We start from the raw sequence: 15,172 nt of genomic DNA, 5'->3' as shown, positions 1-15,172 counted from the left end.
GCCCCGGGAGCCGAAGCCGCCCAGGCGCAACACGCGCTCAACGCCGTGAGCCACGCGCCCGCTCCCGGGCCACGGCCGGCCGCTCGCGACGCATCGCGAGCAGCACGCCCACCACCCCCAGCATGGTGAGCGCCAGCGTGCCGGAGCTCCCACCCGACGCGCAGGACCAGCCCAGCGGAGAGCGGGTGTCTCCGTCGCCCTCGCCACCATCGGTGCCACCATCCGCGACGCCTGCATCCGTGCCAGTGCCACCGTCGGACGTTCCACCATCCGAAGCAGTGCCCCCATCGGAGGTGCCCGCATCCGTACCCGCGTCCGAACCGGCATCCGGCTTGAGCGTCGCCGTGAAGGAATTCGAGGTCGCGGTGACGGAGAGGCCCACGGCGTTGGTGGCGCGCACGGTGACGTAGAAGGGTCCCGCCTGGGCCGGCTGGAACAGGGGCAGCATGGCGGTGAGCTCGCTGCCCACGGACTCGAAGCGCCGCACCCCGTCGGTCCCCTGAGAGATGTCGATGCCCCACTCGTAGGTGAGTGACAGCTCGGGGTCATTGAAGCCCGACCATGTCGCGGTGAGCGTCCCCTGCGGGGAGACTTGAGCGGACACCGTGCCCGGAGTGGGCGGAGTGGAGTCCACTGCCACGCTGAAGAGGAAGCCGTCCGTGCCGCCGTTGGCCGTGCGGTCTACTCCCGTATTCGCGATGAGCACGTCGGGCGCGTTGGAATGGCCACCCAACGTCAGCCGGCCCTGCCCGCCCGCGGCGAGGCTCCTCACCCACTCGTCACTCGTGGCGAGCCCGCCCACGTAGGACTTCCAGATGACGTCCTCCGCCGCCGGGTTCACCATGGCGGCGAACCCGTCAGAGTTGTTGTTGACGTTTCCGACGAAGCTGGAGTCGAAGGCATTGAAGGCGAAGCCCGACTGCGTGGTCGTCTTGCCGCCAACGTAGATGTTGCCGTACGGGTCCACGGCAGCATGGCCCTCGGTCCGCTCGGTGCCGCTGCTCCCATCGCCCACGCGAAGACCGACTCCAACGGGGACACCGTCCGCGCTCAGGTTGCGCACGAAGACGTCCGTGCCGCTGCCGGACACCGGGGCGCTGGTGGAGTCGGTATTGCCCACGACAGTGACGCCGCCGGCCGGCCGCGCCAGCACCGACCGCACTTCGTCATCCCCGCTGCCGCCCACGTAGCGGAACCAGGAGATGCGGCCATCCACTTCCACCCGCGCGGCGAAGCCGTCGTTGTCGCCCGAGCCGAAGGAGTTGAGGATGCCGATGGAGCCGCCCGAGTACGTCGACCCGATGATGCCGCCCACGAACACCACGTCCCCCTGGGTCGTCACCGAGTACGCGATGTCGTTCTCGTCACTCTTGATCATGCGGGTCCAGCGGACGGTGGGATCCCCGGAAGCGGCGACATCCACCTGGGAGACGAAGGCCTCGAAGGCGCGGAGCCGCTCATTGCTCAGCGCATTGTCCGGAGGAAAGGGGACGGGCGTGTCGTCGGACCTGTTGCCGATGCCATCGTCCTTGCCTGTCTTCCCGACGATGTAGACCAGGTTCGACCCCGGCGGCCCCAGAGCGATGTCGCGGGCCTCGTCATCGAGCATGCTGCCCAGGAACATGAACCATTCCAGCGTGCCGTCCGGGTTCACACGCGCGAGGAAGGCATCCACCCGCCCCTCGAAGCTGTACTGCATGGAGAGCGGAGCCGGCGTGCCCGGGGCGATGTTGATGGTGTCCGAGCGCGTCGTGCCCACGACGAACGCCGCGCCGTCGGAGTCCACCACCACGCGCGTGCCGATGTCGTCCTCGGCGCCGCCGAAGACGCGGGTCCACCGCAGCGTCTGGCCATCCGCCGAGTAGCGGGCGACGAACACATCCTTCTTGCTCGCGGAGGCGGTCGGCAGCCCCTGGTCCGCCGGGAAGGTGCGGGCGTTCGTCCAGCCCGTCACCACCACGTCGCCGTCGAGCGCGAGCGCCACGGACTCAATCTGGTCGTCCCTGTTCGACTCGACGCCGCCGTCCGGAAGCGTCCCGCCGCCCAGGTACGTGTTCCAGGTGACGGAGGGCTGCCAGGCCTGCGCCAGGGCCAGGGCCGGCAGCAGCAGGACGAGCGCGAATGAAGAGGACACGGCGGCCACGAGGGCGCCACGGAGCGAGCGCGGGTGCACGGACATCCCTTCCTTCACGGAGACAACACATCGAAGCCGAGACCCGCGGACGCGCTCAGCGCGAACGTGCGGTAGTTCTCGTCGGAGACCTTGAAGAGCTCGGCGCCCACGTCCACCAGCGCGGTGAAGCTCGGCCCGAGCCCGAAGCGCGCGCCCACCACCGGCCCGCCGCCGTACGCGGACAGCCCGGGGATGGCCGTGGCTCGCAGCGCCACGTGCGGCCGGAAGGCACCATCCCCCAGCACGAGCCCCACCTGGAGCCCCGCCGCCATCTGGGTGCCCATCAGCGCGCGCGCGCCCACCTCGAATGCGCCGCTGCCGTACGTCAGCCCGCCACCCACGCCCACCGACCTGCCCGCGGGGTCCATGAAGCCGAACACCTCGGGCAGCAGCCGCGAGCGGCCCGACGACGGCGCGGGCTCCTCCGCCACCTCGGGCGGCTCCCCGGGAGTCGCCGGGGTGTCCGCCTGGCGCTCCTTCGGCTCCGGAGGCGGCCGGCGCTCGGCCACCACGTGCTTGCGGGCCTCGGCGGCCAGCACCACGAACTCGGGCGGGAAGAGGGCGGGGTCCACCGGCTGGTCCGGGTGGCTGCGCGCCAATTCCTCCAGCTCGGCGCGAGTCGCGGCCAGCTCGCCGAGCTCGTGCAGGGACGCCGCGAGGTACAGGCGCGCGGTGGCACGCTCGCGCTCGGCGAGGCCCGGAGTCTTCAGCTCCGCCTCCAACGCGCGGCGGGCCTGGGCGTACTCGCCCCGCTCGTACAGCGCGACACCTCGGGATTGCGCAAGGGCCACCGACGGCAGCAGCCACAGGACGCACAACAGGATGCTCGGCCTCATCTGGATCTCGATGCGGGGTTCACGTGATGGGCTCGAGCACCACGTGGTGCTCGGTCCGCTCACCGGACAGGATGGTGACGGGGCTGCTGTAGGGCTGGGTGAAGGCGTTGCCGCGCACCTCCAGCTTGTGGACGCCCGGGGACAGCTCCAGCTGGTACGTGCGCCCCTGGCTCTGGCCGTCCACGAGGATTTCCTTCACGTAGCCCTTCACCTTGAGCATCAGCACGCCGGGGACGGCGGGCACGGGCGCGGGACGGGTCTCCGCGCCGGAGCCGGTGCGGGCCGGGGCGCGGCCTTCGCGCGTCGCTCCCACCGTGCGGGCCGGGCGGCGCGTGGGGCGGACGACCTCTTCATCGGAAGCGCGCGACGGCTGCGTGTCCTTCGCCAGGAGGGTGGCGGCCAGCACCGGCTTCTGCGCGCCCGCCACCTGGACGTCGCCCAGGGTGCCATCGGCCGGAGCGCCCACGGACGGCCGTGAATCGGACGCGGGCATCGCGGGGCGCGTGTCACGCTGCGCCTCCACCGGCGTCGCGGCGGGCGCCATTCCACGCAGCGGCGGCGTCGCGGCCACGGCCCCCTCGGTGAGCGGGCGGGGCATGGGCGGCTGCGTGTCGCGGGACATCCAGACCCCGCCCACCGCGAGCAGGGCGAGCAGCGCGGCACCACCCGCGCCGAACATCACCGCGCGCATGCGGCCCGAGCCGACGGCCGACAGGTCCAGGTCCGTCGCATCCACCGCCAGCAGGTCCGGGGCCGTGGGGGACGTTGGGTCCGGCGTGGCGCGCCGGGGCCCCGGGGCCGACCCCGGGCGGCGGCCCGGCGGCTGCCCGAGGCGCTCGGTGCGCACACGCGGAGCCGGGACGGCCACGGCCTCCTGGGAGACGGTGGAGGGCGCCCCGCCCCGGGGCTGCTGCGACAATTGCGTGGCATCACCGGAGAGCTGCTTGAGGATGACCTTCAGCTCGCGGCGCACGGCCTCCGCGGACGCCGGGCGCTCCTCCGGCGTCTTCGCCAGCAGCCGCATCACCAGCGACTCCAGCTCCGGATTCAGGTCCACGTACTGCGAGGGCAGGGGCGGCGGCGTGCGCACGTGGTGCACGGCGATGGCCATGGGCGTGGTGCCCTCGAAGGGCAGCCGCCGCGTGAGCATCTCGAAGGCGATGACGCCCACCGCGTACAGGTCCGTGTGCGGCCCGACCTGCTGTCCGCAGGCCTGCTCCGGAGCCATGTACTCGGGCGTGCCCACCATCATGCTGGCGCGCGTCTGCGGCGTGGTGCTGTTGGGCGCCTCGGCGCGCTTGGCCAGGCCGAAGTCCAGCACCTTCACGTACTCGTTGCCGCTGCCGTCGCGCACGATGAAGACGTTGCCCGGCTTGAGGTCGCGGTGGATGACGCCCGCCGCGTGGGCCGCGCCCAGCGCGCCCAGCAGGTCGTCCAGCACCGTGACGACCTCCACCTCCAGCATGGGCGCGCGCTGGGCGATGATTTCGTCCAGCGGCGCGCCGTCCAGGTACTCCATGACGAGGTACTGCCCGAGGCCGGGGATGCTGCCGAAGCCGAAGATGTCGATGATGCCGCGGTGGCGGATGGCCGCCGCCGCGCGCGCCTCCGAGGCCAGGTCCCGCGAGCGCGAGCCCTCGGCGAAGTCCGGGCGGAGGATCTTGATGGCCACCTTGCGGCCGATGACGGGGTGCTCGCCCTCGTAGACGATGCCCATGCCGCCCGCGCCGATGCGGCGCTTCACCACGTAGTCGCCGAGCTGCTTGCCCACGAGCACGTCGCGCGCGACGGACTTCTCCCACGTGCCATCGCCCTCGACGTCCTCCGTGAAGGCCGCGGGAGCGCCCACCACGAGCGGCCGCGCGGAAGCGGGAGCCGAGTCCGGCTTGCGCGTGAAGGTGACCTCGTTTTCGTCGAAGTCGTAGGAACTGGGGGGCAGGGGATCGGAGGTGTCCCGAGGGCAGCGCGTGACACTCGCTGGGTGGGCCGACCCGCAGCGGGGGCACTTACGGATATTGCTCATCGTCTCGGTCATCATCGCCCGTCCCGATGCGCGCGGCCATCCCGGCTTGAAGGGTCTCACCAGACCCTTCCCCCTCTGGGCGAACCACACGCCTTCCCAATGCAACGAAGGCCGGCGCGGCAAGTCGCACGGAATTCTCCAGAATGACGTCGCCCCTCTGGAAGCGCCCAAATGAATTCCCTGTTTCACATGCATCACAGGGTTGCTTCACGGAGCGTCACTCTTCTCAGTGCGAGCAGACAGGAGAGCGGGGAGGTCTTCGCTCCGAGCCGCGCGGCGATGCCTTGACCGATCTGGAGGGGTCTGATTCGGTCCGACTCGCCGTGCGAATCCTCTTCCTCAACCCGGTGGGAATCCTCGGCGGAGCCGAGCGCGCGCTGTTGGACTTGATGGCGTGCCTGAAGCGGCTGGACGCGGGGCTGTCGCTCCACCTGCTCGCGGGCACGGAGGGGCCGCTGGTGGACGAGGCGCGCGCGCTGGGGGTGGAGGCGCGCGCGCTGCCATTGCCGGAGCGGCTGTCCGCGCTGGGGGACAGCGCGCTGCGCGGGCGGGGGCCGCGAGAGGTCTTGCGCTTCGCATGGGGACTGGCGCCGACGCCGTTGCTGCTCGCGGACTATGGCCGGGCGCTGCGCCGTGAGGTGGCGGCGGTGGGGCCGCAGCTGCTGCACTCCAATGGCATCAAGACGCACCTGCTGAGCCCGGTGACGGTGGGCCTGCCGCTGAAGCGGGTGTGGCACATCCACGACTTCCTGGGCGAGCGGCCGCTGGTGCGCCGGGCGATGGGGACGCTGGCGCCGCTGGCGGACGCGGCCATCGCCAACTCGGGCGCGGTGGGCGAGGACACGCGCGAGGTGCTGAGCGGAGTGCCCGTGCACGTGGTGCACAACGGCGTGGACGTGGAGCGCTTCTCCCCAGGCCCCGGGGATGGCGCGCGGCTGGACGCGCTGGCCGGCCTGCCTCCGGCGCCCGAGGGCACGCTGCGCGTGGGGCTGGTGGCGACGTACGCGCGCTGGAAGGGGCATGACGTCTTCCTGGAGGCGGCGGCGAAGCTGATGCGGCGGCACCCCGCCCTGCCCGCGCGCTTCTACCTGGTGGGGGCGCCGCTGTACCGGACGCCCGGCTCGCAGTTCTCCGAAGAGGAGTTGCGCGGGCTCATCGCGTCGAGCGGGCTTGGGGGCCGCGCGGGGTTGGTGCCCTTCCAGCCGGAGCCGGCCCGCGTGTACCGCGCATTGGATGTATTCGTGCACGCCAGCACCCGTCGCGAGCCGTTCGGGCTCACCATCGCGGAGGCGCTGGCCTGCGGGCGGGCGGCGGTCGTCTCACGCGCGAGCGGCGCGGCGGAGGGGCTCACGGATGGCGTGGACGCGCTGACCGTGCCTCCGGGAGATATGGGCGCGCTGGTGACGGCGCTGGAGTCGCTGCTGGAGGACGGCGCGCGGAGGACGCGGCTGGGCGAGGCGGCGCGGCGCACGGCGGTGGAGCGGTTCTCCCGCGAGCGGTACGCGCGTGAGGTGCTCGCGGTGTACCGCTCGCTCGTTCCTGGGGACTGAATCACTCTTCAGCTTCGGGGCTGGCGCTCGACGAGAGCATCCGGCCCCTTCCGCGCGGGATGTCCGGCGCAGGCCCCCTCCCGATGCCATGCCTTGACCCGCCCCGACGGCTCTGGTTCGGTCACACGCGCACCCGAGGGCTCCCACGTGAAGCGGCCACGCAGGCTCGTCACCGTCTCGCATTCCTACGTCGTCACCCTCAACCGGCGCCTCGCCAACGAGATGGCGCGCGTGGGCGGAGGCGACTGGGACATCACCGCCGTCGCACCCCGCTTCTTCCACGGCGACCTGAGCCCCCTCACCCTCCAGCGCGAGCCGGGCGAGCCCGCGCGCGTGGAGGACGTGCGCGCCCTCTTCAGCCGCTCACTGCACGGCTTCGTGTACGGGCCGGAGCTGCGGGCGCGGCTGTCTGGCGACGTGGACCTGGTGCACTCGTGGGAAGAGCCCTACGTGCTGGCGGGCCTGGAGGTGGCACTGCTCACGCCGCGCAAGGTGCCGCTCGTCTTCTGCACCGCGCAGAACCTCTCCAAGCGCTACCCGCCGCCCTTCGCGCAGATGGAGCGCTTCGTCGTCCAGCGCTCCGCGGGCTGGGTGGCCTGGGGCGAGACGGTGAAGGACAACCTCCTCTCCCGTCCCGGCTATGCGCAGCGGCCCGCGCGCTACATCCCCATGGGCGTGGACACCGAGCTGTTCCGCCCGGACCGCGCTTCGGGGGAGACACTCCTGCGTGAGCTCGGGTGGGAGACCTCGGGGCCGCCCGTGGTGGGTTACCTGGGGCGCTTCGTTCCGGAGAAGGGCGTGCCGCTGCTGATGGAGGCGCTGGAGCGGCTGACCACGCCGTGGCGCGCACTCTTCGCGGGCGGCGGTCCGATGGAAGCAGCGCTGCGGGCCTGGGGCGCGCGTCACGGAGACAAGGTGCGCATCGTCACCGGCGTGCCGCATACCGGTGTGCCGCGCGTGCTCAACGCCATGGACGTGCTGTGCGCGCCCAGCCAGACGGCGCCCAAGTGGAAGGAGCAGTTCGGCCGCATGCTCGCGGAGGGCTTCGCCTGCGGCGTGCCCGTGCTCGGCAGTGACTCCGGTGAGGTGCCGCGCACCGTGGGCGACGCCGGCCTCGTGCTGCCCGAAGCAGCCCCGCCCGCGTGGACCGATGCGCTGGCCGGGCTGCTGGAGAGCCCGGAGCGCCGCCGTGAATGGTCCGCACGAGGAAGGGAGCGCGCCGTCACCCGCTTCGCCTGGCCGGTGGTGGCGCGCGCGCACCTCGACTTCTTCACGGAGGCGATGGACGCGCGGTAGTCACGCGGCGATTCAGCCCTCGCGGTCCACCACATCCACGATCGCCGCGGCCATGCCGTCCCACGTCTGCGCGCGCAGCGACTCGGACAGCGCGGCCACGTGAGGCGCCCAGGTCGCCTCGTTCTCCCGCCACGCCTCCAACCGCCGCACCAGCCCGTCCACGTCGTCCGGGTCGTCCAGCAGCAGCCCTTGCAGCACGGCCGGGTAGCGCTCCGCCACGCCCGCGGTGCGGCTCACCAGCGCGGGCAGCCCCGCGCACAGCGCCTCGTGCACGCCCAGCCCGTAGGCCTCGTACCGCGTGGGCGCCACCAGCAGGTCCGCCGCGGACAGCAGCACTGGCACGTCCTTGCGGAACCCCAGGAACTGGATGCGCTCGCCCAGCCCCTTCGCCTGAGCCTCGAGCTCCCACGCCTCGCGCTGCGCGCCCACGCCCACCGCCTTGAGGTCCACGCCCCAGTCCCCGCGCGCGCACAGCCGCGCCCACGCATGGAAGAGCGTGTCGAAGCCCTTGCGCCGGTCTCCCAGCGCCCCCACGAACAGCGCCACCCGCCGGGACTCCGGCCAGCCCAGCGCCGCCCGTGCCGCGCGCCGCTCCTCGGGCGAGGCGGGCCGGAAGCGCTCCGGGTCCCCGCCGTAGTAGACGACGCGCACCTTCGACTCCGGCACGCCCGTGGCCGCCACCAGGTCCGCGCGGGTGCGCTCCGAGTTGGCGATGATGACCCGCGCGCGCCGCAGCGCCTCGCGCTCACCACGCAGGTAGAGCCGGTGACTCACCCGCCCCTTGAGCTGGCGCAGCGCGCCGCCCACGGGCTCGGAGACATAGGCCCCGTGGACGTAGTGCACCCAGTTGGCCCCGGGCACCGGACAGTTGCCGCCGTTGGCCAGCACGCGTCCACCCTCGGCGCGAGTGCGCAGCGCCCACGCACGGCCCACCGCGTCCAGCAGCGGCTCGCCCAGGAGGTACGCATTGCCCGGCTTGGGCACGCGCACGAAGCGCACGTTGGGATAGCCGAGCAGCTCGTCCGCCACCCGGTGCGCCACCAGCCGCACCGGGCCGCCCTGCTTCGCAAGCCAGAGCGCCAGCGCCAGGTTGGCGCGGTCCATGCCTCCGGTGGCGACGAAGTCACCGGCGATGAGCGTGTACGGTCTTCGCATGTGCCATGGCGCCGAAGAGCGCCGCGTTGAGCAGCCAGAACTCCATGCCCGTCTGGCTCAGGAAGAAGGCGTAGCTGAAGGTCAGCGCCAGGGCGCCCAGGTTGTACGCGAAGATGACGCTGCCCCACAGCCAGAACTCATCGCCCGTGTCGTCCTTCCGCCGCGCGACGCGGAACACCCACCACAGCGTGGCCAGCATCGCCAGCGGGTAGAGCGCCACCACCAGGAAGCCGCCGTCGTAGACCCAGGCCGTCCACTGCACCTCGGCCCACAGCGCCGGGTACTCCCGGTCGCTGTTGTCACCGAAGTACGCGTTGGCCATGCCGTAGCGGCCCAGGCCCGCGCCCAGGGGAAACTCCGGCAGCAGGTGCTCGAACGTCCGCGTCACGAAGCCGCCGCGGTTCTGCTGGTAGACGTCCTCGGGCCGGCCCTCGAGCAGGGTGCTCCAGCGCGCCGTCACCGCGCTCCCGCCCACCGTCACCGCCCACCCGAAGGCGCCCACCGCCGCGCCGCCCACCACCGCCAGCAGCGCCACCATCCGCATCAGCCGGCCGCTGAGCGCGAGCACGCCCGCCATCGCCAGCAGGCACACCCCCAGCGTGACGAAGGTGGCGCGCACCTGACAGAGGTAGACGCAGAGCAGCCCTATCAGGATGCCGCCCGCGGCCAGCACGCGCACCAGCCCGCGCCGGGACGACAGCAGGAAGCCGCCGCCCAGCAGCACCGCATAGAAGCCACCCGTGGCCGCGCCACCCGGCGTGTCCGTCAGGCCCATGGGACGGAACACGCGCTCGCCGCTCGCCGTCTCGAACTCGAGGCTGCGCACGTAGCCCTCGCCCAGGCCCTGCACCACCTGCGACACCGGCGGCTGGAAGCGGCCGGGGAAGTACACCTGGAGCACGCCCACCGTCGCGCTCGCCACGTTGAAGAGGAAGAGCAGCGCCAGCGTGCTGCGGAACGTCTTCCCGTCGATGGACAGCCGCGTCACCCACAAGAGCGGCGCGATGATGGAGAGCTGGATGCCCAGCTGCACCAGGCCCGCCAGCGGACTGGACGTGCCGGGGTGGAAGAAGTTGAGCGCGGTGACGGCCATGGCGCCCAGGATGAAGGGCCGCGCCGGGTGCTTGAGGCTCCGGCCTCGGACGAGCGCCAGCAGCAACAGGCTGACGCCGAAGGCCAGGATGCGCACCACCACGCGCAGCGGAGCAATCGCCGGCACCAGCAGCGCCAACTGGCAGGCCATGAGCAGGCCGATGAAGAGCGGCACCAGCCGCCCCGACGCGAGCAGTCCCCCGCGAGTGGGAGCCGGCGCCGCCGCCGTCTCCGTGGAGACGGGCTCCACCCGAGCACCTGGCGCCAGGGCCTCCAGCGGAGCACCCGGCGCGCGGCGCACGTACCGGCGACGCAGCACGCCCGGGCCCTGGAGCTGCGGCCTCACCACCCCGGGCACAGTCGGCGGACGCGGGCTCCTCATGATGCGCGCAGCCCTCCCGTGACGACGTCGCGCAGGGCCTCGTCCAGGTTGCGCAGGTAGACGGACGGGTCACACAGCTTCGCCGCGCGAGCCGGCCCCGCCGCGCCCAGCCGCTGACGCACCTCCGGATGCTCGATGAGCTTGCGCAGCTCCGTGGCCAGGGGCGCCGGCCGGGGCGGCACGAGCACGCCACACGAGTAGTCGACGATTTCCAGGGGCCCGCCCATGGCCGTGGTGACGACGGGCAGCCCGGCCTGCAGGGCCTCCACGAAGGCGATGCCGAACGGCTCCGCGGAGACGTTGGGCTGGCAGTGGATGTCCGCGGCCCGCAGCAGCTGGGGCACGTCCGAGCGCTGCCCGAGGAAGCTCACCCGCTCGGTCAGCCCCAGCCCTTCGGCCTGGGCCTTCAGCCCGGCGAGGTAGGTCTCCTCCTCCGGCCGCTGCGCGCCACCGGCCACCCAGGCCCGCCAGCCCGGCACCTGGCGCAGCCGCCCGAGTGCCTCCAGCAGCAGTCGCTGTCCCTTCCACTCCTGCATGCGACTGGTCTGGACGATGACGACTTCACCGTCGCCCGCGCCCAGCTCCGCGCGCAGGCGCGCCCTGTCCTCGGCGCCCGCCCGCGCAGGCGCGAGCACCGGGCAGTAGGCCAGTCGCGAGCGCGCATGGGGATAGACGGCTGCCAGCGTCCCCGCCGAGTAGCGGCTGTTGGTGATGACCAGGTCCGGCGCGGTGACACGCGCCCAGCGCTCCAGCCAGTGCCGGCCGTTCAGCGCGTCGTGCTGGTAGAAGACGAGCGGCACACCGGCCGCACGCACCACCGGACCGAACAGCGCCTGCGGCCAGATGGCATGGCAGAGGACGGCGTCGTAGCGCTCGCGCTTGAGCAACTCTCGCAGCGCCACCCGCGCGCGCCACACCGTCCACGGGCGGCCCACTCGCGCCTCGCCCAGCAGGTGCAGCTCGGTGCCCGTCGCGCGCAGCTCGTCGGCCAGCCGGCCCTCGAAGCAGAGCGCGAAGGCGTGCGTCAGCCCGGGCTGGCGCGCCTGCTCCCGCGCCACCGTGTGGAGGAAGGTCTCCACGCCTCCGTAGAGGTTGCCGCTGTAGACGTGCAGCACGCGCATGGGATGCCTCACGCCCTGCCCGCGGCGGCGCGCTGTGTGACGGGGGCTTCCGCCTCCACCACCGGCGCGGGCCGGCCGAGCGCCTCCGCGTACAGCGACAGGCTGCGCGTGGCCATGACGTCATGCCCGAACTCGGCCACCGCCCGCTCGCGCGCCGCGTGGCCCAGCCGCTTCGCGAAGCCCGGGTCCTCCACCAGCCGCCGCGCGGCGATGGCCAGCGCCGGCGCGTCGCCCACCGGCACCGTCAGTCCCGTCTCCTCGTGACGGCTCACCCACGGCACGCCCGAGTGCGGAATCGCGGTGTTGAGCACCGGCAGCCCGCTGGCCATGGCCTCCACCTGCGACAGGCCATACGCCTCGCTGCGCGCGTTGCTCGGGAACCACAGCGCGGTGGCCGCGAGGTAGGCGCCGGTGAGCGCGTCCGGCGGCAGGTAGCCCGCCCACGTCACCCGGTCCTCCACGCCCAGCGCCCGCGCCCGCTCCCGGCCTTCCGCCTGCAGAGGCCCCTGCCCCACCACCACCAGCCGGCCCGGCACCCGCGCCAGTGCCTCCAGCGCGGTGAACAAACCCTTGTAGTAGACGAGCCGCCCCACCATCAGCCACAGCGGCCCGCCCGCGGCCTCCGCTCGCCAGCGCGCCTCCGCCGCCAGCGCCTCGGCGGACGGCTGCAGGTACGGCGTCAGGTCGATGCCCAGCGGCAGCGCGCGCACACGGCTCCGGAAGGCGCGCAGCAGCGGCGAGCCCGGCACGTACGCCTCGCTGGTGGCCAGCACCCGCCGGGCGCGCGCGTACAGCAGCGCCTCGAAGGGGCGGAAGAGCGCGCCCGCCACCCGCTGCCGGATGACGTCACTGTGGTGGGTGATGAAGAGGGGCGGCAGTCGGGGCGCCACGTCCAGCGCCAGCAGCATGCTGGGGTTGGGCGTGTGCAGGTGCAGCACGTCCACGCCCCGCGCCAGCGCGCGCCGCAGCACACCCGGCAGGTCCGGCATCACGTCCATGCGCGCCACGGAGGCCGCGCGGCCCAGGCGCACCACGCGCACCGGTCCGTCCCAGTCCTCGCGCGTAGGGCTCTTCCCGTGGAACTCGTGGCTGGTGCCCGCGCCGTCCGCCGAGTGGTTGGCGCACAGCACCTCCACCTGCGCGCCCAGTTCCGCCTGGGCGCGGGCCAGCGTCTGCACGTGGCCCTCCATACCGCCGGAGGCGGGCGGATAGAACTTGCCCAGATGCAACACCCGGAGCCCCGCGCCGGCTGACGGCCCGCTCACGACTGCGCCACCCCGTCCTTGGACTCCTCGGCGTACTGCCCGTAGCCCTGGTAGGCCAGGTACGAGTCCCCGTAGCGCGGCGCCTTCAGGTCCACGTCGTTGAGGACGGCGCCGTACATGCGCGCCTGCACGTCCGCCAGCGAGCGCAGCGCGCGACGCGCGGACTCGCGGTTCGTCTTCCCCGCCTTCAGCACCAGCACCACGCCGTCCGCCTGCGTGGCCAGCACCGCCGCGTCCGCCACCGCGTTGATGGGCGGGCTGTCCAGGATGACGCGGTCGAAGCGCTCGGCCATCGACTTGAGCAGGTCCGCGAAGGCCTTCGTGTGCAGGAGCTCCGCCGGGTTGGGCGGCAGCGGGCCGCACGGCAGCACGAAGAGGCCGGGCACCTCCGTGCTCTTCACCGCCTTCTCCAGCGTGCCCTCGCCCACCACCAGCGAGGAGATGCCCATCTCATTGGGCACCCCGAAGGCGCGGTGCAGCCGCGGCCGGCGCATGTCCGTGTCCAGCAGCAGCACCCGGTTGCCACTCTGCGCCATGGCCACGCCCAGGTTGATGCACGTGGTGGACTTGCCCTCCTGAGGGCCGCTGGACGTCACCACCAGCGTCTTGAAGGGCTTGTCCGGCGACATGAAGAGCAGGTTCGTCCGGATGGCCCGGCAGCACTCCGCCACCGACGACTTCGGCTCGCGGTGCACGTGCAAATCCCTGTCGCGCGGCGCCTTGTTGCCCTCGATGCGCGGCACCACGCCCAGGAAGGCCAGCCCCAGCCGCTCCTCCACGTCCGCCTGCGTGGCCACGCTGTTCTCCAGCAGCTCCAGCAGGAAGGCCAGGCCCAGGCCCGCGAGCAGGCCCATCACCAGGCCCATGGCCAGGTTGCGGTGCACGTTGGGCTTCACCGGCCCGAAGATGGGCCGGGCCGGGTCCAGCACGCGCACGTTGCTGGTGCGCAGCAGGCCCGACAGCTCGATGTCCTTGAGGCGCTTGGCGACCAGCTCGTACAGGCGCTGGTTGCTGTCCGAGTCGCGCTTGAGCCGGTCGAACTCGATGGCCTTCTTGTTCACCGCGAAGGCCTCCACCTTGGCCGTGTCCAGCAGGCGCACCAGGTTCTTCTCCTGGGCCACCGCCTCCGTGAGCGACGTCTCCGCCGCGCGCACGATGTTGCTCAGGCTCTTGAGGAAGTCCTCGCGCACCACCGACAGCTTGCGGTTGCACTCCAGCAGCTTCGGGTGCTCGGGGAGGTAGCGCTCGCCCAGCTCCGCGCAGCTGACGCGCAGCTCGGTGTAGCTGCGCCGGAGGTCCTGGATGGGGCCCTCGTTCATCCCCGTGAGGGCCTCCGCCCACGTCTCGTCCTCGGGTGACGCCTTGCGCAGCTTGTTGATGGCCTCCACGCGCGCCTGCTGCGCGGCAATCTGGATGCGCACCTCGGTCAGCTTGAGGTTGTACGAGTTGATGCGCTCGCTGACGATGCTCATCCGCGACTCGAGCGACGTGGACAGCATGTCCGCGTCCTTCTTGAAGTCGTAGACGGCCAGCTCGCTGGACTTGGACTTGGACTCCAGCTCGCCCAGCCGGCCTTCCAGCCAGGTCCGCGCGTCCTCGGTGATGCGCAGCTTGAGGGCCAGGTTCTCCGCCATGTACGCGGAGGCGACCTCGTTGGCCAGGAGCGCCGCGCGCTTCGGGTCCAGGTCATCCACCGCGATGTCCATGACGCGCGAGTCCTTCGCCGGCACCACGCGGATGCGCGACTGGAGCGCGGCCACCGCGTCCGTGGACTGCATGGCCTGCACGCGCAGCTTCTCGTCCTGCACCTTCGCCAGGCCCAGGAAGTCCGCGTCCATCGCCAGGCCCAGCTTGTCCACCACCCGGCTCGCCACCGCGCGCGAGGTGATGATTTCGCTCTGCGTGGCGTAGTACTCCTTGTTGAACCAGTAGTTGCTGCGCTCCTCGCCCATGACCTCCTTCACGTCCCCGTCGAGGAAGCGCGGCGCCATCACGTCGATGATGAGCGAGGTGCTGGCCGAGTAGACCTTGGGCTGACGCAGCGTGTACGCGGCCGCCAGCGCCGCCACCACCACCGTCACGCCGAGCACGACCCATTTGCGCCGCCACAGCGCGCGCACGTGCTGCATCATGCCCGCGGGCGTCAGGGCACCGGCGCCACCGCCGGCCGGGTCGAACACGGTTCCGTCCACGTCTCGTCTCTCCTGGAATGCCTCTGCAGCGGCCCGGTCCGAGGGACCTCCGCCCGACCTTCACCCACACGAAAAAAGCGCCGTCGA

At 72.3% G+C, this 15,172-nt stretch carries 10 protein-coding genes; 2 read left to right on the top strand and 8 right to left on the bottom strand.

Translation table 11 applies throughout. From position 1 onward, the window contains the following. Window positions 1-37: 37 nt before the first annotated feature. From G4D86_RS06240 to G4D86_RS06230, 3 genes are read right to left on the bottom strand one after another with little or no spacing between them, the layout of a single operon-like run. Complete coding sequence (locus tag G4D86_RS06240; RefSeq protein ID WP_163990462.1) at window positions 38-2,179, bottom strand: hypothetical protein; 2,142 nt, start codon at window positions 2,177-2,179, stop codon at window positions 38-40. A gap of 8 nt (window positions 2,180-2,187) precedes the next feature. Further along, window positions 2,188-3,009: an outer membrane protein assembly factor BamD gene (locus G4D86_RS06235; RefSeq protein WP_163990460.1), complete on the bottom strand. Its 822-nt coding sequence runs from the start codon at window positions 3,007-3,009 to the stop codon at window positions 2,188-2,190. Window positions 3,010-3,028: 19 nt separating this feature from the next. Next, entirely contained in the window at window positions 3,029-5,032 is a 2,004-nt protein-coding gene (locus tag G4D86_RS06230) for a serine/threonine protein kinase (protein WP_163990457.1), read from the bottom strand. Window positions 5,033-5,355: 323 nt separating this feature from the next. Between G4D86_RS06230 and G4D86_RS06225 the strand changes: the two genes are divergently transcribed. After that, window positions 5,356-6,582 (top strand): glycosyltransferase family 4 protein, encoded by a 1,227-nt coding sequence (locus tag G4D86_RS06225; RefSeq protein ID WP_163990455.1) that lies wholly within the window; start codon window positions 5,356-5,358, stop codon window positions 6,580-6,582. 147 nt (window positions 6,583-6,729) lie between these two features. After that, window positions 6,730-7,878, top strand: a complete 1,149-nt coding sequence (locus G4D86_RS06220) for a glycosyltransferase family 4 protein (protein WP_163990454.1) — start codon at window positions 6,730-6,732, stop codon at window positions 7,876-7,878. Window positions 7,879-7,890: 12 nt separating this feature from the next. Here G4D86_RS06220 and G4D86_RS06215 read toward each other — a convergent pair whose 3' ends face one another. From G4D86_RS06215 to G4D86_RS06195, 5 genes are read right to left on the bottom strand one after another with little or no spacing between them, the layout of a single operon-like run. Then, a complete protein-coding gene (locus G4D86_RS06215; protein WP_163990452.1) occupies window positions 7,891-9,033 on the bottom strand; it encodes a glycosyltransferase family 4 protein in 1,143 nt (380 codons plus the stop codon). After that, entirely contained in the window at window positions 9,002-10,507 is a 1,506-nt protein-coding gene (locus tag G4D86_RS06210) for a hypothetical protein (protein ID WP_163990450.1), read from the bottom strand. Before G4D86_RS06210 ends, G4D86_RS06215 begins: the two co-directional genes overlap by 32 nt. Beyond that, window positions 10,504-11,628, bottom strand: a complete 1,125-nt coding sequence (locus G4D86_RS06205) for a glycosyltransferase (RefSeq protein ID WP_205519475.1) — start codon at window positions 11,626-11,628, stop codon at window positions 10,504-10,506. Before G4D86_RS06205 ends, G4D86_RS06210 begins: the two co-directional genes overlap by 4 nt. Before the next feature lie 8 nt (window positions 11,629-11,636). Then, on the bottom strand, window positions 11,637-12,893 hold the full coding sequence (locus G4D86_RS06200) for a glycosyltransferase (protein WP_163990447.1): 1,257 nt from the start codon (window positions 12,891-12,893) through the stop codon (window positions 11,637-11,639). Further along, window positions 12,890-15,085, bottom strand: a complete 2,196-nt coding sequence (locus tag G4D86_RS06195; RefSeq protein ID WP_163990445.1) for a GumC family protein — start codon at window positions 15,083-15,085, stop codon at window positions 12,890-12,892. Before G4D86_RS06195 ends, G4D86_RS06200 begins: the two co-directional genes overlap by 4 nt. Window positions 15,086-15,172: the final 87 nt, after the last annotated feature.

Origin of the sequence: Pyxidicoccus caerfyrddinensis (assembly GCF_010894405.1) — a bacterium.
Classification (GTDB): Bacteria; Myxococcota; Myxococcia; order Myxococcales; family Myxococcaceae; genus Myxococcus; species Myxococcus caerfyrddinensis.
This window is presented reverse-complemented; position numbering and strand designations above follow the sequence as displayed.

Excerpts from the sequence above, each read along its gene's own strand:
- G4D86_RS06210 (WP_163990450.1), bottom strand. The coding sequence starts at position 10,507 with ATGAGGAGCCCGCGTCCGCCGACTGTGCCCGGGGTGGTGAGGCCGCAG.
- G4D86_RS06240 (WP_163990462.1), bottom strand. The coding sequence starts at position 2,179 with ATGTCCGTGCACCCGCGCTCGCTCCGTGGCGCCCTCGTGGCCGCCGTG.
- G4D86_RS06215 (WP_163990452.1), bottom strand. The coding sequence starts at position 9,033 with ATGCGAAGACCGTACACGCTCATCGCCGGTGACTTCGTCGCCACCGGA.
- G4D86_RS06230 (WP_163990457.1), bottom strand. The coding sequence starts at position 5,032 with ATGAGCAATATCCGTAAGTGCCCCCGCTGCGGGTCGGCCCACCCAGCG.
- G4D86_RS06235 (WP_163990460.1), bottom strand. The coding sequence starts at position 3,009 with ATGAGGCCGAGCATCCTGTTGTGCGTCCTGTGGCTGCTGCCGTCGGTG.
- G4D86_RS06205 (WP_205519475.1), bottom strand. The coding sequence starts at position 11,628 with ATGCGCGTGCTGCACGTCTACAGCGGCAACCTCTACGGAGGCGTGGAG.